The following is an 18,731-nucleotide window of genomic DNA, read 5'->3' on the forward strand; positions in this document are numbered from 1 at the left end:
TTCCTTGAGGAGGTGTGAAGCCTGTTCAAACGGATGTGGTGGGCGGGGAGACAATCCAGAGGACCTCGGCGGTCTCGTGGCACTCGTTGACCACCCGGTGGGGGACCGATGTGCGGTACTCCACGCTGTCCCCAGGCTTCAGTAAGTGTGCGGTGGCGGAGCCGTCCGAGCCGAGCCAGAGCGTGACCTGCCCGCGAATCACCAGGAGGATCTCCTGGGAGTCGCTGTGGGTGTACGGTTCGTCCCCTGTGGACGAGCCCGGATCGAACTCCGCGGCGTAGACTTCCACGTTCTGGAGCGGACGCTGAGAGATCAGAAACTTGCGTGTGCCGGGGGCGGTGTGCAGCTCCGGACGTGCTTCTCGGCGCACCACGCGGTGGCCGATCTCGTCCTCCTCGTTGAAGAGATCCGCGACCGTGAGTCCGAGCGCCGAGGCGATGCGCCGCAGCATACCGATGCTTGAGCTGGTCTGCCCGCGCTCCAACTGGCTGATGAAGCTTGCGCTCGCCTTGGCCTCGGTCGCGAGAGCGCGTACGGTCATGTGGCGCATGGTGCGGTAGGCCCGGATTCGCGCACCCAAGCGGGCGGTCTCCGGCCCGGTCATCACATCGTTCCCATGGGGACGCCAGCCTTCTTGCCGGGAAGCGCTCGATTGACGCCACTGAACAAATTGTTAAGTGGCACTGAAGCACCGTACAGAAGATACGTAACGAGTGCGTAAAGGGGGATCAGCCGCGGGTCGGCCGCTCGTAGCCTTCGTCGCCCCCGTAGACGTGCAGGTCGGGGTCCTGCTCCGGCTGGTTGGCCGGGCTGGTGGGCGAGGCGGTGTGCTCGGCGGCGAAGTCGTCTGAGGGCTCGGGCGGCGGCGGGAAGAGGTAGCCCTGCCAGGTGATCCGCCCCTTGGGCTCGGCGTCCGTCAGGAGGTCGCCGGCGCGCTGGGCCGCGTACAGGCTGCCGGGGAAGCGGACGGGCAGGCAGGGGCGGTGCAGGTTCCTGGCCTGCAGCCACGTCTTGACCAGTTCCTCCGTGCTGAGCACCTGGGGGCCGCCGTACTCGATCTCGTCCATCGCGGGGCCCGCGGCGATCAGCTCGGTGATGCGGGTGGCCACCTCGCCGGCGTGGACCGGCTGCCAGGGCACCGTGCGGTCCACGGTGAGCACAGGGAGCGACTCGAAGTCGCCCAGCCGCCGGTCGAGCGACTGGTGGAAGGGGGTGGCGCGCAGGATCGTCCAGCCCAGGTCGCTCTCCGAGACCAGGCGCTCGGCCTCCAGCTTGTGCCGCAGATGGCCGATGGCGACGCGGTCGGCCCCGACGACCGAGGTGTACAGCAGGTGCGCGTACCCCGACTCGCGGGTGGCGGCGACCAGCTTGCGCGTGCCGGTCACGTCCACGGCGCCGCGGCCCTTGCGGCCGCCCGTGGCGAGGTGCGCGATCACGTCGACGTCCCGCACGGCGTCCGCGACGCCGTTGCCGGAGACGAGGTCGCCCCACATCCACTCGACGTTCCCCCGGCTCTCCCGCTTCGTACGGCTCAGCGCCCGCACCTGATGGCCCGCTCTGAGCAGGGCGGGCACCAGTGCACTGCCGAGCGTGCCCGTGGCTCCCGTGACCAGAATGCGCATGCCGCCCCTCTACCCGTGAATCTCAGGAAATGACAAGGAATCTGGTAAAAGCGTCTGTCAGCGGGCGAGCAGGGTAGGGCCGCTCACATGGCTCGAATCGCAGCGGAATCCCTGATAGAACGGCTCGCCGAGTGGGGCGTCGACACCGTCTTCGGCCTGCCGGGCGACGGCATCAACGGCATCATGGAGGGGCTGCGGCGCCACCGTGACCGGGTGCGCTTCGTCCTCGTCCACCATGAGGAGGCGGCGGCCTTCATGGCCACCGGTTACGCCAAGGCCACCGGGCGGATCGGCGTGTGCCTGGCCACCTCGGGGCCCGGCGGCATCCACCTGCTCAACGGCCTGTACGACGCCAAGCTGGACCACGTCCCGGTGCTGGCGATCACCGGCATGCAGGAGACGTCCGTGCTGGGCACCGGCTACCAGCAGGAGGTGCACCTGGACCGGCTCTTCGCCGACGTGACCGAGTACAACATGATGATCACCAACCCGGCGCAGCTGCCCTCGCTGGTGGACCTGGCGATCAGGACCTCCTACGCGCGGCGCGGGGTCTCCCATCTCACGGTGCCCAACGACATCCAGGTGGCCGAGGCGGGCGCGGAGCCGTACAGGACCGTGGCGCCCGCGCGTGCGCCGGAGACCGCGCCCATCTACCTGCAGCCGGCGGGCATCCCGCGGCACGAGGACCTCCGGCGCGCGGCCGACGTGCTCAACGAGGCCGAGCGCCCCGCCATGCTCGTCGGGCAGGGAGCGCTGCACGCCGGGCCGGAGGTGCTGGCCGTGGCCGAGGCGCTCGGGGCGCCCGTGGTCAAGACGCTGCCCGGCAAGGCGGTCATCCCGGACGACTCGCCGTACACGACCGGCGGGATCGGGCTGCTCGGCACCCGGCCGAGCGAGGAGCTGATGGACGAGACCGACGTGCTGTTCATGGTGGGGACGAACTTCCCGTACACGAAGTTCCTGCCGGAGGCGGCGCGCGTGGTGCAGTTCGAGGCGGAGCCGACCAGGGCGGGGGCCCGGATCGCGACCGACGTGCCCGTGGTGTGCGACGCCAAGGAGGGGCTGCAGGCGCTGCTGCCGCTGCTGACCCACCGGGACCGTCACGCTCACCTGTCGAAATATCAGACGATGATGGGCAAGTGGCGGGCCGAGATGGACACCCTGGAGAACCCGGACCGGGATCCCATCGCGCCGCAGTACGTCGTGTCGGTCCTCGACGAGCTCGCGACCGACGACGCCATCCTGACCTGCGACAGCGGCACCATCGCCACCTGGGCCGCCAGGCACTGGACGATCCGGGGCGGGCGCCAGTTCTACCTGTCGGGCACGCTCGCCACGATGGCGCCGGGGCTGCCGTACGCCATCGCCATGCAGCACGCCTTCCCGGGCCGCCAGGTCATCGCGTACGTCGGCGACGGCGGCTTCTCGATGCTGATGGCCGAGTTCCTGACGGCGGTGCAGCACCGGCTGCCGGTCAAGGTGATCATCAACAACAACAACTCGCTCGGCCAGATCCTGTGGGAGCAGATGGTGCTCGGCTACCCGGAGCACGGCGTGCGCTATCCCGAGCCCGAAGCCGACTTCTCGGCCTGGGCCCGCTCGTGCGGCGGGTTCGCGGCCAAGGTCGTCAAGGCGGAGGACGTGGCCCTGACGATCGGGCAGGCGCTCGCGTACGACGGCCCGGCGCTGGTGGACGTGGACGTCAACCCGAACGAGCCGCCCATGCCCGGCAAGGTCTCCTACGAGCAGGCGAAGAACTTCGCGCAGGCGTTCCTCAAGGGGCAGCCGCACAAGGCCGCCATCGCCACCACCCTGTTCAAGGACCGGATCCAGAAGATGGGGGACTGATCTTCGCGATGTCCGTCGCGATGCCCGCCGCCGCGTTCAGCAGCGGATCGATCAGGCGGGGCAGCTCGCGGGCGCGCCGGGACGAAACCACGATGCCCACGGCCGCCACGGGCCGCCCCTCCACGAGGATCGGCGCCGCCGCCGAGCAGGTGCCCAAGGTCATCTCCTCGTACGTCAGCGCGTACCCCTGGGCGCGCACCACCGCCAGCTCCCTGGCCAGCCGCCCCGGCTCGGTGATCGTGTGCGGGGTCGGGCGTTCGAGCCGGCGCGCCAGGTAGGACTTCACGAACCAGTCCGGCTCGTACGCCAGCAGCGCCCTGCCCACCCCCGTCGGGTGCATCGGCAGCCGGCCGCCGGTCCTGGACACGATGGGCACCGCCCGCCTGCCGTACACCTTGTCCACGTAGAGCACCTCGAGCCCGTCGCGCACGGCCAGGTGCACGTTCTCGCCCGTGCTCGTGAACAGCTCCTGCAGCCACGGATGCGCCAGCTCGTGGAGCGGCCGGGGCGCGAGCTGACCCAGCTCCCACAGCCGCAGCCCCACCCGCAGCCGCCCGTCGGGCGCGCGGCTCAGCGCCTGCCAGCCCTCCAGCTCGGCGACCAGCCGGTGCGCCGTGCTCAGCGGCAGCCCGCTGCGCCTTGCCAGCTCGGTCAGCGTGAGCTGCGGATGCGCCGGGTCGAACGCGCCCAAAACGGCCAGCACCTTGGACGTCACCGAACGCCCGGGGTCGCGTGATCCGCCTGCCATGGAGCCATTCTTCCACTGAGCGGAAGGGAGATCTCGGCCAAAGCACGGTCGAGGCAGGATGCTTCCCTCATGCGAACTCAGGTCGGGATCATCGGCGCGGGGCCCGCCGGCCTGCTCCTGTCTCATCTGCTCCACCTGCGCGGCATCTCCTCCGTGGTGCTCGAGAAGCGCAGCCGCGAGTACGTCGAGCGGCGGGTGCGGGCCGGAGTGCTGGAGCAGGGCACGGTGGACACGCTGATCGAGGCGGGCGTCGGCGAGCGGATGCTGCGCGAGGGGCTGCCGCACCACGGCATCGAGCTCAGGTACGGCGGCGCGGGCCACCGCATCGCGTTCGAGAAGCTCGTGCCGGGCAGGTCCATCACCGTGTACGGCCAGCAGGAAGTGGTCAAGGACCTGATCGCGGCCAGGCTCGCGGCGGGCGGCGACGTGCGCTTCGAGGTCGAGGACGTGGCCCTGCACTCGCTGGAGTCGAGGTCGGACTCGGGCCCCTACCTCACGTTCGGCGGCGAGCGGCTCGACTGCGACGTGATCGCCGGGTGCGACGGCTTCCACGGCGTATCCAGACCGGCCGTCCCCGAGGGCGTTCTGAGCGTTTTCGAGCGGGACTATCCCTTCGCCTGGCTCGGCATCCTGGCCAGGGTCGCGCCCTCGTCGGAGGAGCTCATCTACACCAGGACCGAGCGTGGCTTCGCGCTGCACAGCATGCGCTCGCCCACCGTCAGCCGCTTCTACCTGCAGGTCCCGGCCGACGCCCGGGTAGAGGAGTGGCCGGACGAGCGGATCTGGGCCGAGCTGAAGGCGCGGCTGGAGAGTGTGCCCGGCTTCACGCTGGCGACCGGCGAGATCATGGAGAAGGGCGTCACGCCGATGCGGGCGTTCGTGGCCGAGCCCATGCAGTACGGGCAGCTCTACCTGGCTGGGGACGCCGCGCACATCGTGCCGCCGACCGGCGCCAAGGGGCTCAACCTGGCCGTCGCGGACGTCCGCGTGCTGACCGAGGCGCTGGCCGCGTACTTCGCGGACGGCTCGACCGAGCTGCTCGACGGCTACTCCGCCGCGTGCCTGAAGCGGGTCTGGCGGGCACAGCACTTCTCGTGGTGGATGACGACGCTGCTGCACACGTTCGAGGACGACGACCCGTACGCGCGGCGGCTGCAGCTCTCGTACCTCGACTACGTCACCTCGTCGGAGGCGGCGGCGACCACCCTGGCGGAGAACTACGTGGGGTTGCCGTGATACATCAGGGGCGAGGCTTCATCGAGTGCCGGGTCATTTGAGTGCTGGAGGCTTCATTGAGCGCTGACGGCGGCCTGCTCGCCCCGGTCTGGGCAGGCACTCGAGCGGAGGAGATCACCTCGGACGCGGCCTGGCTGCGGGCCATGCTGGAGGCCGAGGCGGCGCTCGCCCGCGCGCAGGCCCGGCTGGAGCTCATCCCCGCCGAGGCGGCCGCGGCCATCGACAGGACGGCGGCCGCGCTCGTCCTCGACCCGGCCGACCTCGCCAGACGCGCCCGCCAGTCGGCCAACCCGGTCGTGCCGCTGGTCTCGGACCTGCGGCGGGCCGTGCCGGGGGCGGCCTCGTACGCGCACCTGGGGGCGACCAGCCAGGACATCCTGGACAGCGCGGCCATGCTCGTGGCCACGCGGGCGGTACGTGCCATCGTGGGCGATCTGAGCGCGATCATGCGGGATCTGGGCGAGCTGGCCGAGCGGCACAGAGGCACGGTGATGGCCGCGCGGACGCTGGGGCAGCAGGCGGTGCCGACCACGTTCGGGCTGAAGGCGGCGGGGTGGCTGGCCGGGCTCCTGCGCGCCCGCGCCCGGCTGCGCGAGCTGCGCCTGCCGGCCCAGCTGGGCGGCGCGGCCGGCACCCTGGCCGCCGTCGCCGAACGGGCGGACGCCGGTCCCGTCACCGCGCTGATGCTCGTCGAGGTGTTCGCCGAGGAGATCGGGCTGGCGGCGCCCGCGATCCCGTGGCACGCCGAGCGCTCCGCCGTCACCGAGCTGGGCGCCGCGCTCGCCGGCACGGCCAGGGCGCTCGGCAAGCCGGCCACCGACATCGTGCTCATGGCGCAGACCGAGGTCGGGGAGGTGGCCGAGTCGTCCACCGGCGGTTCGTCGGCCATGCCGCAGAAGCGCAACCCGGCGCTCTCCGTTCTCGTGCGGTCGGCCGCGCTCCAGGTGCCCGCGTACACGCAGGTGCTGGGGCAGATCGGCGAGCACGAGCGGGCCGCGGGGGCCTGGCAGGCGGAGTGGCTGCCGCTGCGCGAGGCGCTCCGGCTCACGGGCGGCGCGGCCGAGACCGCGGCGGAGCTGGTGGCCGGGCTGCGGGTGTTCCCCGAACGGATGCGCGCCAACGCCGAGCTGACCGGCGGCCGTCTGGTCGCCGAACGCCTGTCCGCCCACCTCGACCCGCGGACACTCAAGCAGGCCCTGTCCGCGGCGGGATCGCGGCTCCCCGTCCCCGATGAGCTGCTCGATCCGGAGGCGTACCTCGGGGCGGCCGCTGAGCTGGTTGACCGCATTCTCGCCACCTATCGGGAGCAACCGTGAAACTCCACCACCGCATCGACGGCCCGCCCGACGCGCCGCTGCTGGTGCTCGGGCCCTCGCTCGGCACCACGATGGAGATCTGGGAGCCCCAGCTGCCCGCGCTCACCGACTCCTGGCGGGTCCTCAGGTACGACCTGCCGGGCCACGGCGGCTCGCCGGCGGTCGCGGCCGGGTTCACGATCGACGACCTGGCGCGGGCCGTACTCGATCTCGTCGAGCCCGAGCGGTTCGCGGTGGGCGGCATCTCGGTCGGCGGCGCGATCGCCACGACCATCGCGACGCGCGCCCGGCACCGGGTGCGCAAGCTGGTGCTCTGCTGCACGTCGGCCAGGTTCGGCGAGCCGGGGCCGTGGCTGGGGCGGGCGGCGCTGGTGCGCGGCAAGGGGGTGGCGGCCCTCGTCCCGACGCTCAAGGCCCGCTGGTTCACGCCCGACTTCGACGGCCAGTGGGTGTTCGACCAGCTGGTGGGGGTGGACGCCAAGTCGTACGCCGCCTGCTGCGAGGCCATCGCCGCCTTCGACCTGACGCGCCGCCTGGGGGAGATCACCGCGCACACGCTGGTCATCGCCGGCGCCGAGGACCCGGCCACGCCGCTCGACCAGGCGCTCACGCTGGCCAACAGCATCCCGGGAGCGTCCCTGACGGTGGTGCCGCGCGCCTCCCACCTGGCCAACGTGGAACGCCCCAAGGCGGTCACCGCCGCCATCGTCGGCCACCTGTCAGACGACCAACCGCCTCCTGTCGTGGAGGACGGCCTGGCGGCGGGGATGCGCACCAGGCGCGAGGTGCTCGGGGACGCGCACGTCGACCGGGCGGTCGCCGCCACCACGGACTTCACCCGGGACTTCCAGGAGCTGATCACCCGCTACGCGTGGAACGAGATCTGGAACCGGCCCGGCCTCGACCGGCGCACCCGCAGCTGCGTCACGCTCACCGCGCTGGTGGCGCGGGGCCACCTGGACGAGCTCGCCATGCACGTCCGAGCGGCCTTACGGAACGGGCTCACGCGGGACGAGATCAAGGAAGTGCTGCTCCAGACGGCCGTCTACTGCGGGGTTCCGGCCGCCAACGCCGCCTTCGCGGTGGCCCGCCGCACCCTCGCCGAAATCGACGCGGAGGGCCGTTGACCTTGGGAGATGCTTTACAGTTGGTTGGTGGTCTTTGAGGAAGGGTGGGCGGCTACGCCCCTGCGCTGGCTGATGAACACGCTGGGCGACGCACAGTTCGCCCGGATGGACCGCGACCCGGGGCTGGTGGCCGCGGTCGACCAGCACGCCGCAGTGCTGCGTGACGCGATCCCGCTCGACCGGGAGACGCTGGGCGACTACCTGCTCGGCTTCCTCGACGAGCTGCGGCAGCGCGGCTGGATCTTCACCGGCGAGCCGGACGCGGCCGCGCTCCGGCTGACGGCCGTCTGCTGGCTGGCCCGCGAACTGGGCTTCCTGGAAGACGGCCTGCCCGCCTGACTCGCCGGGTCCACGCCGGGCCCCCGAGCGGGGCTCCCGCTGGGCGCGGTCACTCCGGAGGCATCTCCGGACGCGGCGGCACGTCCGTGCGCGGCGGCATGTCCGTACGTGGCATGTCCGTGCGCGGCGGGGTGGTCGTGGCCGCCGGGCCCGTGCGGATGGGGGTGGTCTCCTCCGACATCGCCCGCGCGTCCTCGCGGCCCCGCTGGTACGCCTCCGCGTGCGCCCTCGCCTGCGGCGCCTCCCGCTCGATGCGGCCCAGCCAGCGCTCCCAGCGCTGCTGCATCGGCCGGACGAGCCCGCCGCCGAAGCCGATCGCCGCGATCGCGCCGAGGGTGGCGAGCACCGTGATCAGCACCGGCGTCGTGACGGTCGTGGCCACGCCGATCTGGTTGAGCGCCGCGATGATGCCCAGCGCCCAGATGAAGACCGAGGCGGCCGTCGCCAGCCAGCGGCCGTACGAGAGCCCGCCGAGCATCCCTTCGAGGACGTCCCTGACGCCCTTGGCCACCGCACCCGCGACCACGATGATCACGATGGCGACCAGCGCCAGGGGCAGCCAGGCGACCACGCCGTTCAGCATGGACGAGATCGGGTTGGGCCCGTACACGCTGAAGGCCAGCTGCAGGGTGACCAGCAGGATCGCGTAGAAGACGATCTTCGCGAGCAGGCTGCTGGCGTCGTACTTGCTCCGCTCCAGCCACCGCTGTATGCCGCTGCGCTCCACCGCCCGGTCGAAGCCGACGCGTTCGAGTATCTTGTCGACGATCTTCTCCAGCGCCTTGGCCACGAGGTAGCCGATGACGAGAATCACCAGCATCGCGACCAGCTTCGGAACGAACGTCGCGATCGCCCGCCAGGCGTCAGACAGACCTTGGCCTATGTTGATGTCCACGGTTCCCTCCTCCGAGGAGCCAATGCAACGCGCTGCTACCCGTACGGAATCGGTGTATGCACGCAGCGCAGTCGAAACTTCGCACAAGGCGACATTGCATCGGGGTGGCAGCTAGGGTGATCGTCATGCACCGCAGCCGGATGTACGCCCTTCTCATCGACACCCCCGCGTCCGAGGCCGAGCAGGCGGCGACGTTCTGGGCGGGGGCGCTCGGGGCCACCGCGAGCCCGCTCCCCGGATACGAGCAGTTCACCTCGCTGCACGGGGCCGTTCCGGGCCTCGACGTGGCCGTCCAGGCTGTGGACGACGCACCCCGATTCCACGTGGACATCGAGACGGACGACATCGAGGCCGAGACCCGGCGGCTGGTGGCGCTCGGGGCGACGGAGGTGTCGCAGTGGCAAGAGTGCCGCATCCTGCGGGCGCCCGGCGGGCACGTGCTCTGCGTGCTGCCCGTGGAGAGCGACCGGTTCGAGGCGGAGGCGAAGACCTGGCCCTGACCCCGGGTCAGAACGGTGTCCGCGCGCAGACCACGATGGCCGGATGGGGACTCCTCATCGCGCCGAAGTAAGCCTCGGGTGCTCCTTCGATGTGCTCGGACAGTTCGTCCATGAAGGCGCGCAGCAGTGGGGTCGCGTTGTGCCGGTCGAGGTCCTCCTGCGAACGCCAGACCTCATAGAGGAAGAATCGGCCGTCTTCCTGCTCGTGGAGGTGGTATTCAAGATTGCCCTCGTGCCCCCGAGACGGCTCGACAAGGTCCATCAGGAGCTTCCTGAGTTCGTCGGCGTGTCCGGGCTTGGGGGTCAGGAATCCGTAGAGCGAAACGGGCGCTGGTGCCGTCGAAGTCGTCGTCATGCGATCAACGTTAGGATGTGACATCGGTGTCAGATTCAAGCCGCTGCCCTATGAGGTGGGTCACATGAAGATCGGGGAGCTGTCCCGCGAAACAGGCGTGGCCGTACGTCTCCTCCGCTACTACGAGGCCCAGGGGCTGCTCACCTCCCACCGCAGCGAAGGCGGCCACCGGCATTACGATCCCGAGGCCCCCGCCACTGTCGGCCGCATCCGCACCCTGCTCGCTGCCGGGCTCCCTACCAAGGTCATCCGCGAGCTCATGCCCTGCTTCGTCGGCGACGGCACCGAGCTGCAGGCCTGCGTTCTCGACCACCTGAGAACCCAGTACGCCGAGCTGGACTCCCGCATAGCCGACCTCACCCGAGCCCAAACCGCTCTGGGCGACATCCTCGAAGCCTCCACCCGAGCAGCCATCCACGTCTGAACCGGCCGCCACGTGGGCAGCGCCATGAAGCGTTGGGGGCAGAGCCCGAACGGGGCGGCCGATGAAATAGGCCACGGGTGGCATGGGAGTCCCTGCCAGGCGCTTGAGTGTGCCATCCTGCCGCTGGCCGCCGGAGAGCCGGCGGATCCGTTTGCCGGCCCGTCTCGCGTACGGTGAGCTCGGCCGCGTCACTGGCGGTAGCCCTCCGAGATCTCCACGATGGTGGACTTGCCCGCGCCGTTGGGGCCGAGGATCCCGAGCACTTCACCCATGCCGATGTCCAGGTCGATGCCGCGGAGCGCATGCACATCGCCGTACTGCTTGATCAGGCCCCTGACCCTCACCGCAGCCCCAGTCATGCCTCCAGCATCCGATCGGTGAGTCCCGCCCGCCACCATCAACCGGTCGACCCTGACTGTCCCCGATTCGAAGGACAGTCAGGCCTGGGAATCTCTTGATGTCATCAAGAGTTGAAGATATAAAGAGATGGTGATACGTGAGGAGACGCCTGAGGACGCCTTCTTCCGTGAGCTCGGCGGCGCCTGCGCCGAGCTGCGGCAGGCGTTCGCCAGGCACGTGGGCATGAGCCCCCACCGAGTGCAGTTGCTCATCCGTCTGTGGCGCGACGGCGAGACCAGCCACAGCGACCTGCGCCGGACGCTGGGCATCGATGGTGCGAGCGTCACCCGGCTGGTCAAGGAGTTCGAGGCCGAAGGGCTGATCGGCCGTCGCCTCGACCCGGCGGACAACCGCTACACCTTGGCCGCGCTGACCACTGCGGGCGAGCGGGCCGCGGCCGATCTGGAGCGATCGCACCAGGTGTACCAGGAGCGGCTGCTGCACGGTGTCGCCCCGGAACAGCGGGAGATCGTGCTGAGCGTGCTACGCCGTGTCCGCGCGAACATCATCGAACAGGAGAACCCATGACCGAGGACCTGCGGGCCGCTGCCCGGCGCATGTACGCCGCGTTCAACGCCCACGACCACGCGGCCGCGGCGGAGATCTTCACGGCGGACTTCTACAGCCACCCCATGGACACGACCGGGCCGGATAGCGTCACCCGAGCGTGGCAGCGGTTCCATGAGACGTTCCCCGATGCTCGGGTGGTCGTCGAGGACATGATCGTCGAGGGGGACACGGTCGCCGTCCGTACGAGCGTGCACGGCATCCCCGGTACGCAGCCACCGACCATGCTGGAGATGTTCCGGGTGCGCGACGGGCGTATCGCTGAGCTGTGGGGGCTGTCGTCGCTGCGACGCGACTCTTGAGCGAACCAGTCGCACGCGATCGGGCAGCCAGGGGCGTGATCTCCAGCGAGGTGCGGCTGGCATGGCCGGAGTAGGGCTGGATGAGGGCGTCGTCGATGCCTCCGGCCGGACAGTGGGTGCGGCCCAGGGTCTCCCGGGCCGTTGGTAGCGCTGGCTGTAGTGCGGAAACACCCACGCGTGGGATCGATCGCGAGTTGGTCGCGCCGACATGCTTGAGGACATCGCAACCACGTCATCAAGGGAGTTTCCCGATGTCTCAGCATCCTGCTGTCCCCTTCCGCCCGGCCTGGGCGGCCGGCGCGGCGGTTCTGGCCCTCGCTCTGGGGACCCTCAGCCCGGCGACCGCCGACGTCGCCCCCCAGGACCGGCCGGGCGGCGCCGTGCAGACGGCGCTGCACGATCTGGTCAGCGGCGGCGAGTTCCCCGGTGCGCTGGCCGCTGTCAGGGAGCGCGACGGGCGCAGCTGGGACTACACCGCAGGTGTGGGCGACCTGGTCACGCGGGCGAAGGTCCCGGTCAACGGGCAGGTGCGCATCGCCAGCATCACCAAGACCTTCACCGCCGCGGTCGTGCTGCAGCTGGCCGGCGAGGGCAAGGTCAAGCTGGACGCGCCGGTCGAGACGTATCTGCCAGGGTTGGTACGCGGCAACGGGAACGACGGCCGCCTGATTACCGTCCGCCAGCTGCTCCAGCACACCTCCGGCATGCCCGAGCACGGCAGGGCCATCGCGGGAACGTTCTTCGAAAGCCAGCACCGTTACTTCGAGCCCCGGGAGCTGCTCGACTTGGCTCTGACGCAGAAGCCGCAGTTCGCACCCGGCAAGAGCTGGGGTTACAGCAACACCGGCTACGTTCTGCTCGGGCTGCTGGTGCAGAAGGTCACGGGCCGGCCGGTGAGTGCGGAGATCACCGATCGGATCATGACGCCGCTGGGGCTCGGTGACACCTACTGGCCCGCTGCCGGTGAGCAGAAGATCCGGGGTGTCCACCCCGGGGCTTACAAGTCCAAGACCAGCAAACCGGGCGGCGAACCGGTGGACGTGTCGGAGATGGATCCGTCCAGGGGGTGGGCGGCCGGGCAGCTGGTCAGCACGCCGCGGGACGTCAACCGGTTCTTGGGCGCGCTGCTGGGGGGCAGGCTCCTCACACCGTCGATGCTGGAGCAGATGAAGCGGACCGTCCCGGTGGCCGGGGCCCCGCAGGGGTGGGGGTATGGGCTCGGGTTGACGAAGATCCTGCTGAGCTGCGGCGGCCTCGCGTGGGGGCACAGTGGTGATGTCGGCGGCTACTCGACCCGTAGCGGCATCACCGAGGGCGGCCGGTCGGCCACGGTCACCGCGACCGCGGAGTCTCTCACGGCAGACGGTGACAAGCAGCTCGACGCCGCCCTTGACACGGCCCTTTGCGCGGGAAGGTAGGGCCCCTCGGGGCAAGCCCGAGCCAGGTTCTCGCGGGTCAGATCCTCACGAGCCAGTCCCTTGCCGGTCAGGCCTTGAGGTAGGCGAGCACGGCTAGGACCCTGCGGTGGCCGCTGTCGGAGGGTTGCAGGCCGAGCTTGGCGAAGATGTTCCTGATGTGCTTGTTGACCGCACCCTCGCTGATGACCAGCCGCTCGCTCAGATCGGTGTTGGACAACCCCTCCGCCATCAGCGCGAGCACCTCCCGCTCACGCGCGGTCAAGGCGTGGAGCGGGTCTCCGGCCCGACGGCGGACCAGGAGCTGGGCGATCACCTCGGGGTCGATGGCGGTCCCGCCCTCGGCCACCCGGTGGAGCGCGTCGAGGAAGGACTGCACCTTGCCGACCCGCTCCTTCAGCAGGTAACCGACCCCCACGCCACCCTTGCTGAGCAGGGCGGATGCGTAGGTGTCCTCGACATAGGAGGACAGCACCAGCACGGGCAGCTCGGGCCGTGTCCGCCTGGCCTCGATGGCCGCGCGCAGACCCTCGTCGCTGAAGTCCGGCGGCAGCCGTACGTCCACGATGAGCGCGTCGGGCGCCTTTTCCGTGACGGCGGCGAGCAGGTCGGCAGCGTTGTCGACGGCGGCGAGCACCTCGATGCCCTCTGCGGCCAGCAGCAGGGCCAGCCCCTCGCGCAACAGCGCGTCATCTTCGGCGATCACAACCCGCATGGCAACTCCACTTTCAGCACGGTCGGCCCGCCGGGCGGGCTGGTCAGGGTGGTTCGGCCGCCGAAGGCGGCGGCTCGGTGGTCGATTCCGGTCAGGCCGCTGCCGGTGCCGCTGTGGGCGCCGCCCACGCCGTCGTCCTCGATCGCGGTGATCAGCAGGCCGCCGTCCAGGTGCACCCGCACCACGGCCTTGTTGGCGTGGCTGTGTTTGGCGACGTTGGTGAGCGCTTCGGCGGCGGTGAAGTAGGCCGCCGCCTCGACGGCCGCGGGCAGGCGAGGGAAGTCGGTGATCTCGACGGTGCAGGGGACGGGACTGCGCGCGGCCAGCGCGGCGAGCGCACCGTCGAGCCCGTACTCGGTGAGGACGGGCGGGTGGATGGCCCGGATGGCATCGCGCAGGTTGACCAGGGCGTCGGAGGCGGCCTCTTGGGCCCGTCCGGCCAGTTGCCGGGTGCTTTCCGGGGCGCCCGCCAGGGCGCGTTCGAGCAGGCCGAGGTGCATGACGACGGCGACCAGGCGGTTCTGCGTGCCGTCGTGGAGGGTGCGTTCGATGCGTCTGAGTTCTTGTGCGTGGGCCTCGAGTGCCGAGGCCCGAGCCGCGGTCAGCAGTGCCACCTGCTGCGCCAGCCGTACGCGGCCCAGGGGTTTGAGCAGGCTGCGGCTGAGCCGTTCTGACAGGCCGGCGGCGGGCGGCAGGACCAGGCAGGCCGCGCCCAGGTAGACCGTGGCGACCAACGGGCCGGTCAGGGCCAGCGGCCAGGAGTCGACTGCGTAGCCGAGCACCGATGGCGGGCTGCCCGTCGTCAGCCGCCACCACAGCGGCAGGGTGGCTGCGTTGAGCGCGGCCAGGGGCAGGCCGAGTGCCAGGAAGCCGAGCACGATGCCGGTGAGGCCGTGCGCGAGGAGCCAGAGCACTTCCCGCGGGGTGGCGGGGTCGCCCACGGCCGCGCGCAGGCGCACCGGCAGCGGCCCTTCAAGCGGCAGGTACGGCGGAGCAGGCATCCCCAGGCGCCGGCGCTGCCACCCCGACAGCCGCCTGACCAGGTGCGTCGCCGGCGGGACCAGGGGCAGGCCGATGCCGGCCAGGCTCAGCAGCGCGGCGCAGACAGCCAGCCAGAACAGCGGCAGGGCGAGCAGCGCGGTGCTCAACCCGATGATCAGGAAGAGCGCCGCATTCCGCATGGCCGTCAGGACGTTCATGGGCCACATTCTGCATGGCAGTGCGCGCACCACCGCCAAGACGCCCACCGGTGGGATGTCGCCCCGCCGCACCGGCTCCTACGTTTGTGCAGGTCAGGAGATATTGATGGGGGCTGAGTTGCCGGTCTCGACATGCCGAACTCCGGCCGGGTGCTCCTGGGCGGCGTGGAGGTGACGGCGCTGGACGAGCCGGGGCTGGCCGCTGGACGGCCCATCGCGACCGGCGTCATCGAAGGCGCCTGCCGCCACCTCATCGCCGACCGCCTCGACATCACCGGCGCCCGCTGGGGCCTGGCCGGAGCCATCCTGAAACTCCGCCCTCATCACCAACAACGACCTGCCCGAATGGCGCCATCACCTCGGCCAAGAACATCAGCGCATCCACGGTCGGCACGATAACGAGCACACCACCTGATCAGCCCGGTCCCTCAGAAGGAGCCGCACCCCTCCGACTTCCCGGCATTGCCACTAGGGTGGCCTCGATGTGCGGAGATCATCAGTGTGCCCCGTATGTCAGGGCCGGGTCGGCCGCCGGTGAGCGGGAATCAAGACCGGCACCGCCGTCACTGAAACAGGGGCACTTCATTCCGTCGTCGATCGCGCGCGGCACCGGTCATCGGTTGCCGGCGATGCCGTTGGAGGCGGCGGGCGGAGCCGATCCGCTTCGCCAGGATGTCGAAGTGGGGTGGATCGAGGTGTCTCCCGAGGCCGAGAGGCGGATCGCCGCGGCGCTGGAAAGCGGTGCTTCTGACCTGGACCTTTCCGGTCTGGAGCTGGACAGCCTGCCTGAGGCGCTGCGCGACCTCACCGGTATTACCAGGCTCGACCTGAGAAACAATCTGTTCGCTGAATTACCCGAATGGCTGGGGGGCTTCGCGAACCTCACCGAGCTCAAACTGTCAGGGAGCAAGCTCGTCAGCCTGCCTGATGCGTTAGGCGGCCTCACCAACCTCACCACGCTGGAGCTCAATACCGGCGGCGACCGCCTCACCGCATTGCCGAACTGGCTGTGTAACCTCGCCAATCTGAGGGTGCTCAAGCTGCGGGACAACAGGATCACCCATTTACCCGAGTGGCTGGGTGATCTGTCCAACCTCACGGTTCTCGACCTGGCCTTCAACAATGTCGCCGTCCTGCCGGACTCGATCGGCGACCTCACCGGCCTCGCCGAGCTGAACCTCTGGTACAACCAGCTCACCGCTCTGCCGGAAACGTTCGGCAGGCTCACCGGCCTGACCACGCTCGACCTGGGCCACAATCGGTTCACCGTGCTCCCGGAGGCGTTCGGCGACCTCGCCAACCTCACCGATCTCAGCCTGGCCATGAACCAGCTGACCACGTTGCCGGACACGCTGGGCGAGCTCACCAGCCTCGTCGAGCTGAACGTCTGCTACAACCGGCTCGCCGCTCTGCCGGAAACGTTCGGCAGGCTCACCAGCCTCACCAGGCTGTACCTGGGCGGCGGAAATCGGATCGCCGCGCTGCCGGAGACGCTGAGCAACCTCACCGAACTCGACCTGCAAGACAGCAAGCTCACCGTATTGCCGGACGGCATAGCCCGGCTCACCAACCTGACCAAACTCAACCTGTACGGCAACCGCATCGCCGAACTGCCGGAGACGCTGAGCAACCTCTCCGAGCTGAATTTGGGAGTTAACGACCTCGCTGTCCTGCCAAGCGGGCTGGCTGGGCTCACCAATCTCACCAAGCTCAAGCTGTACAGCAATCGGCTCAGCGTTCTGCCCGACTGGCTGGGTAATCTCACCGGCCTTACCGAGCTGGACCTCAGCAACAATCAGCTGGACCTGTTGCCCGACACATTCGGTACCCTCGCCGGTCTCGCCGAGCTTGATCTGTCGCAGAACAAGCTCACCGCGTTGCCCGACACCTTCGGCGATCTCGGCAATCTCGGCGAGCTGGAGCTGAGCGGTAACCGGTTGGACCTGTTGCCGGATACCTTCGGTGGTCTCGCCGATCTCGTCGAGCTCGACCTGTCGCACAACAATCTCACAGGATTGCCCGAGTCCTTCGGCGACCTTGTCAGCCTCGCCAAGCTCAATCTGTACGGCAACCACCTGAGCACCTTGCCGGACACGTTCGGCGGCGTCATCGGTCTCAGGGAGCTTGACTTGTCGCACAACAAGCTCACGACATTGCCCGAGAGCTTCGGCCATCTCGTCAACCTCGCCAAGGTCAATCTGTCCGGCAATCACCATCTGAAAACGTTGCCGGACACGTTCGGCGGCCTCGTCAATCTCACCTGGCTCGAGGCGCCGCACAATGAGCTCACGACGTTGCCTGACACCTTCGGCAACCTGGCCAACCTCAGGTACCTCAATCTGGACGCCAACGAGGTGCGCGCGTTGCCTGACACCATGGGTGACCTGGCCAACCTCGGCTGCCTCAGCCTGGGCGGCAACCAGTTGAGCGCGTTGCCTGACACCATGGCCAACCTGGCCAACCTCACTTACCTCGACTTGAGCGAGAACGATCTCACCGAGGTGCCCGAGTGGGTAAGAGGTCTCACCGCCCTTGAGGAACTCAACCTGGGCGACAACCAAATCACTGCCCTGCCCGAGTGGCTGGAGAACCTCACAGTCACAGAGCTTCGGGTGAGGGGCAACCCGCTCATCTCACCGCCGGACTGGCTGATCGACGACGAGGACTGGGACTGGGACGACGAGGACTGGGACGACGAGGACGCGGAAACGCGCTGATCCTCCCTTACAGCAGTCGCGAACATCCCGGGGCGTCGGATCCGGGTCAGCAGGCCAGAGCGGTGCGGCAGGGCATCCAGGTGCTCGCGGGCGTGCCTGGCCTGGCCGTCCAAGTGGTGGAACTCCTCACCTTCGGTTTCCATTCACCGGTAGGGATCCTCAAGTGTGATGCCGTGGAGGGTCTCGCGCACGACGTCAACCCGGGCGATCGGGGGTTCGGTGATGTCGCTCATATGCGCGTGATCATATTGCTGCCGTCTTCGTGTGCCGCCCGGCGGCGGCCAGGTGATCGCGCCAGGCGGCCATCTCGCGGGCGGTTATCGCCGAGACGCCCTCGTGCCCGAGCCCGGTGGTGATCTGCCCCCGTTCAACGTTTCACAGGACACCTTCCCGCCCGAACGGGTGGGGCCGGGGCTGCTCGCCATCGCCGCCACCGCGCACGGCGCGCCCATGGTCGTCGCCGTGCAGGTCGGGCGCGGGACGGGCAAGGTGCCCGTGTACGGCCGCGACGAGGTGCCGTCCCGGTGGCCGGCGAGTGCGGCCGGGCCGACCCACTGCCGCTACGCGGCCGGACGACCAAGAAACGGCTGGATGCCCAGGTCATGGCGGCCGGCGCGGCCGTGACCAAGGTGATCTCCTACGGCTGGGACCCGTTCCTGACCTGCCGCCTCAACTGGATGACCCCGTCGTTGAGCGACGACCTCCACGCCTCGTGGAACGCGCCGCTCATCGTCGGCGCGACCAGGAACGCGGCGGGGATCGCGATCACTGGCCGCAACCTCGCGGGCGGGACGATCAAGGTCCAGTACGCTCGGGCCGGTGCGGCGATGAAGACGGGCACCGTCGCCCAAGGCCCGGACGAGGCGAGTGCCGCATGGGTCCCTTTCACCACGCCCACCGACGTCGATCCCCGCCGGCCGTTCCTGTACATCACCGCCGTGAACGGCACCGGCCGATCTAGCACCAACGCGTACGTCATTCCCTTGTAGCGGACACGCCCCAGCTTC

General features: G+C 69.6%; 21 protein-coding genes and 1 pseudogene. 14 read left to right on the top strand and 8 right to left on the bottom strand.

The features are described 5' to 3' along the window. Positions 1–25 precede the first annotated feature (25 nt). Positions 26–604, bottom strand: coding sequence for a helix-turn-helix domain-containing protein (locus ABD830_RS28135; protein ID WP_344993617.1), 579 nt, complete (start codon positions 602–604; stop codon positions 26–28). Between the two features lie 124 nt (positions 605–728). Beyond that, on the bottom strand, positions 729–1,622 hold the full coding sequence (locus ABD830_RS28140) for an SDR family oxidoreductase (protein WP_344993620.1): 894 nt from the start codon (positions 1,620–1,622) through the stop codon (positions 729–731). A gap of 87 nt (positions 1,623–1,709) precedes the next feature. Between ABD830_RS28140 and ABD830_RS28145 the strand changes: the two genes are divergently transcribed. Beyond that, positions 1,710–3,470: a thiamine pyrophosphate-binding protein gene (locus ABD830_RS28145; protein WP_344993623.1), complete on the top strand. Its 1,761-nt coding sequence runs from the start codon at positions 1,710–1,712 to the stop codon at positions 3,468–3,470. Here ABD830_RS28145 and ABD830_RS28150 read toward each other — a convergent pair. After that, the gene (locus ABD830_RS28150; protein ID WP_344993625.1) at positions 3,439–4,218 is read right to left on the bottom strand and encodes an IclR family transcriptional regulator; all 780 of its coding nucleotides are present in this window, start codon (positions 4,216–4,218) and stop codon (positions 3,439–3,441) included. The two genes, ABD830_RS28145 and ABD830_RS28150, sit on opposite strands and share 32 nt — an antisense overlap. Before the next feature lie 69 nt (positions 4,219–4,287). Between ABD830_RS28150 and ABD830_RS28155 the strand changes: the two genes are divergently transcribed. From ABD830_RS28155 to ABD830_RS28170, 4 genes are read left to right on the top strand one after another with little or no spacing between them, the layout of a single operon-like run. Then, complete coding sequence (locus ABD830_RS28155) at positions 4,288–5,454, top strand: 4-hydroxybenzoate 3-monooxygenase (RefSeq protein WP_344993628.1); 1,167 nt, start codon at positions 4,288–4,290, stop codon at positions 5,452–5,454. Positions 5,455–5,510: 56 nt separating this feature from the next. After that, positions 5,511–6,770: a lyase family protein gene (locus ABD830_RS28160; RefSeq protein ID WP_344993631.1), complete on the top strand. Its 1,260-nt coding sequence runs from the start codon at positions 5,511–5,513 to the stop codon at positions 6,768–6,770. Continuing rightward, positions 6,767–7,897 carry a bifunctional 3-oxoadipate enol-lactonase/4-carboxymuconolactone decarboxylase PcaDC gene (gene pcaDC / locus ABD830_RS28165; protein ID WP_344993634.1) on the top strand — a complete coding sequence of 377 codons (1,131 nt, stop codon included), beginning with the start codon at positions 6,767–6,769 and terminating at the stop codon, positions 7,895–7,897. The genes ABD830_RS28160 and pcaDC overlap by 4 nt, the downstream gene beginning before the upstream one ends. A gap of 27 nt (positions 7,898–7,924) precedes the next feature. Then, positions 7,925–8,236 carry a DUF6401 family natural product biosynthesis protein gene (locus ABD830_RS28170; protein ID WP_344993637.1) on the top strand — a complete coding sequence of 104 codons (312 nt, stop codon included), beginning with the start codon at positions 7,925–7,927 and terminating at the stop codon, positions 8,234–8,236. 49 nt (positions 8,237–8,285) lie between these two features. On the opposite strand, the gene ABD830_RS28175 is transcribed toward ABD830_RS28170, so the two are convergent. Continuing rightward, a complete protein-coding gene (locus ABD830_RS28175; protein ID WP_378521103.1) occupies positions 8,286–9,125 on the bottom strand; it encodes a mechanosensitive ion channel family protein in 840 nt (279 codons plus the stop codon). Positions 9,126–9,256: 131 nt separating this feature from the next. On the opposite strand from ABD830_RS28175, the gene ABD830_RS28180 reads away from it, so the two are divergent. Beyond that, a complete protein-coding gene (locus ABD830_RS28180; RefSeq protein ID WP_344993643.1) occupies positions 9,257–9,631 on the top strand; it encodes a VOC family protein in 375 nt (124 codons plus the stop codon). A 7-nt stretch (positions 9,632–9,638) separates the two neighbouring features. Here ABD830_RS28180 and ABD830_RS28185 read toward each other — a convergent pair whose 3' ends face one another. Beyond that, the gene (locus ABD830_RS28185) at positions 9,639–9,986 is read right to left on the bottom strand and encodes a putative quinol monooxygenase (RefSeq protein ID WP_344993646.1); all 348 of its coding nucleotides are present in this window, start codon (positions 9,984–9,986) and stop codon (positions 9,639–9,641) included. Positions 9,987–10,050: 64 nt separating this feature from the next. Between ABD830_RS28185 and ABD830_RS28190 the strand changes: the two genes are divergently transcribed. Beyond that, the gene (locus tag ABD830_RS28190; RefSeq protein ID WP_344993649.1) at positions 10,051–10,410 is read left to right on the top strand and encodes a MerR family transcriptional regulator; all 360 of its coding nucleotides are present in this window, start codon (positions 10,051–10,053) and stop codon (positions 10,408–10,410) included. Between the two features lie 188 nt (positions 10,411–10,598). Here the strand turns inward: ABD830_RS28190 and ABD830_RS28195 are convergent, their stop codons facing one another. Continuing rightward, complete coding sequence (locus tag ABD830_RS28195; RefSeq protein ID WP_344993652.1) at positions 10,599–10,769, bottom strand: ATP-binding cassette domain-containing protein; 171 nt, start codon at positions 10,767–10,769, stop codon at positions 10,599–10,601. Between the two features lie 127 nt (positions 10,770–10,896). Between ABD830_RS28195 and ABD830_RS28200 the strand changes: the two genes are divergently transcribed. The 3 genes from ABD830_RS28200 (at position 10,897) to ABD830_RS28210 (ending at position 13,096) form a co-directional block, all read left to right on the top strand. Next, the gene (locus ABD830_RS28200; RefSeq protein WP_344993655.1) at positions 10,897–11,337 is read left to right on the top strand and encodes a MarR family winged helix-turn-helix transcriptional regulator; all 441 of its coding nucleotides are present in this window, start codon (positions 10,897–10,899) and stop codon (positions 11,335–11,337) included. Next, complete coding sequence (locus tag ABD830_RS28205) at positions 11,334–11,678, top strand: ester cyclase (RefSeq protein WP_344993658.1); 345 nt, start codon at positions 11,334–11,336, stop codon at positions 11,676–11,678. The genes ABD830_RS28200 and ABD830_RS28205 overlap by 4 nt, the downstream gene beginning before the upstream one ends. Before the next feature lie 251 nt (positions 11,679–11,929). Then, the gene (locus ABD830_RS28210; protein WP_344993661.1) at positions 11,930–13,096 is read left to right on the top strand and encodes a serine hydrolase domain-containing protein; all 1,167 of its coding nucleotides are present in this window, start codon (positions 11,930–11,932) and stop codon (positions 13,094–13,096) included. 67 nt (positions 13,097–13,163) lie between these two features. Here ABD830_RS28210 and ABD830_RS28215 read toward each other — a convergent pair whose 3' ends face one another. Continuing rightward, the gene (locus tag ABD830_RS28215; protein ID WP_344993664.1) at positions 13,164–13,808 is read right to left on the bottom strand and encodes a response regulator; all 645 of its coding nucleotides are present in this window, start codon (positions 13,806–13,808) and stop codon (positions 13,164–13,166) included. Further along, positions 13,796–15,007: a sensor histidine kinase gene (locus ABD830_RS28220; RefSeq protein ID WP_344993667.1), complete on the bottom strand. Its 1,212-nt coding sequence runs from the start codon at positions 15,005–15,007 to the stop codon at positions 13,796–13,798. Before ABD830_RS28220 ends, ABD830_RS28215 begins: the two co-directional genes overlap by 13 nt. Positions 15,008–15,202: 195 nt before the next feature. Here ABD830_RS28220 and ABD830_RS28225 point away from each other — a divergent pair. From ABD830_RS28225 to ABD830_RS28240, 4 genes and pseudogenes are all read left to right on the top strand, one after another. Then, positions 15,203–15,422, top strand: a pseudogene (locus tag ABD830_RS28225) (ISKra4 family transposase); the annotation flags it as partial. A 67-nt stretch (positions 15,423–15,489) separates the two neighbouring features. Next, the gene (locus ABD830_RS28230) at positions 15,490–17,724 is read left to right on the top strand and encodes a leucine-rich repeat domain-containing protein (RefSeq protein ID WP_344993669.1); all 2,235 of its coding nucleotides are present in this window, start codon (positions 15,490–15,492) and stop codon (positions 17,722–17,724) included. 264 nt (positions 17,725–17,988) lie between these two features. Further along, positions 17,989–18,348: a hypothetical protein gene (locus tag ABD830_RS28235; RefSeq protein ID WP_344993672.1), complete on the top strand. Its 360-nt coding sequence runs from the start codon at positions 17,989–17,991 to the stop codon at positions 18,346–18,348. After that, entirely contained in the window at positions 18,327–18,713 is a 387-nt protein-coding gene (locus ABD830_RS28240; RefSeq protein WP_344993675.1) for a hypothetical protein, read from the top strand. Before ABD830_RS28235 ends, ABD830_RS28240 begins: the two co-directional genes overlap by 22 nt. Positions 18,714–18,731 lie beyond the last annotated feature (18 nt).

Source organism: Nonomuraea helvata (assembly GCF_039535785.1).
Taxonomy (GTDB): Bacteria; Actinomycetota; Actinomycetes; order Streptosporangiales; family Streptosporangiaceae; genus Nonomuraea; species Nonomuraea helvata.

What these genes read in the sequence shown, in the direction of transcription:
- ABD830_RS28135 (WP_344993617.1), bottom strand. Translation starts at nt 604, where the DNA reads ATGACCGGGCCGGAGACCGCCCGCTTGGGTGCGCGAATCCGGGCCTAC.
- ABD830_RS28140 (WP_344993620.1), bottom strand. Translation starts at nt 1,622, where the DNA reads ATGCGCATTCTGGTCACGGGAGCCACGGGCACGCTCGGCAGTGCACTG.
- ABD830_RS28145 (WP_344993623.1), top strand. Translation starts at nt 1,710, where the DNA reads ATGGCTCGAATCGCAGCGGAATCCCTGATAGAACGGCTCGCCGAGTGG.
- ABD830_RS28150 (WP_344993625.1), bottom strand. Translation starts at nt 4,218, where the DNA reads ATGGCAGGCGGATCACGCGACCCCGGGCGTTCGGTGACGTCCAAGGTG.
- ABD830_RS28155 (WP_344993628.1), top strand. Translation starts at nt 4,288, where the DNA reads ATGCGAACTCAGGTCGGGATCATCGGCGCGGGGCCCGCCGGCCTGCTC.
- ABD830_RS28180 (WP_344993643.1), top strand. Translation starts at nt 9,257, where the DNA reads ATGCACCGCAGCCGGATGTACGCCCTTCTCATCGACACCCCCGCGTCC.
- ABD830_RS28185 (WP_344993646.1), bottom strand. Translation starts at nt 9,986, where the DNA reads ATGACGACGACTTCGACGGCACCAGCGCCCGTTTCGCTCTACGGATTC.
- ABD830_RS28190 (WP_344993649.1), top strand. Translation starts at nt 10,051, where the DNA reads ATGAAGATCGGGGAGCTGTCCCGCGAAACAGGCGTGGCCGTACGTCTC.
- ABD830_RS28195 (WP_344993652.1), bottom strand. Translation starts at nt 10,769, where the DNA reads ATGACTGGGGCTGCGGTGAGGGTCAGGGGCCTGATCAAGCAGTACGGC.
- ABD830_RS28200 (WP_344993655.1), top strand. Translation starts at nt 10,897, where the DNA reads ATGGTGATACGTGAGGAGACGCCTGAGGACGCCTTCTTCCGTGAGCTC.
- ABD830_RS28205 (WP_344993658.1), top strand. Translation starts at nt 11,334, where the DNA reads ATGACCGAGGACCTGCGGGCCGCTGCCCGGCGCATGTACGCCGCGTTC.
- ABD830_RS28210 (WP_344993661.1), top strand. Translation starts at nt 11,930, where the DNA reads ATGTCTCAGCATCCTGCTGTCCCCTTCCGCCCGGCCTGGGCGGCCGGC.
- ABD830_RS28215 (WP_344993664.1), bottom strand. Translation starts at nt 13,808, where the DNA reads ATGCGGGTTGTGATCGCCGAAGATGACGCGCTGTTGCGCGAGGGGCTG.
- ABD830_RS28220 (WP_344993667.1), bottom strand. Translation starts at nt 15,007, where the DNA reads ATGAACGTCCTGACGGCCATGCGGAATGCGGCGCTCTTCCTGATCATC.
- ABD830_RS28230 (WP_344993669.1), top strand. Translation starts at nt 15,490, where the DNA reads ATGTGCGGAGATCATCAGTGTGCCCCGTATGTCAGGGCCGGGTCGGCC.
- ABD830_RS28240 (WP_344993675.1), top strand. Translation starts at nt 18,327, where the DNA reads ATGGCGGCCGGCGCGGCCGTGACCAAGGTGATCTCCTACGGCTGGGAC.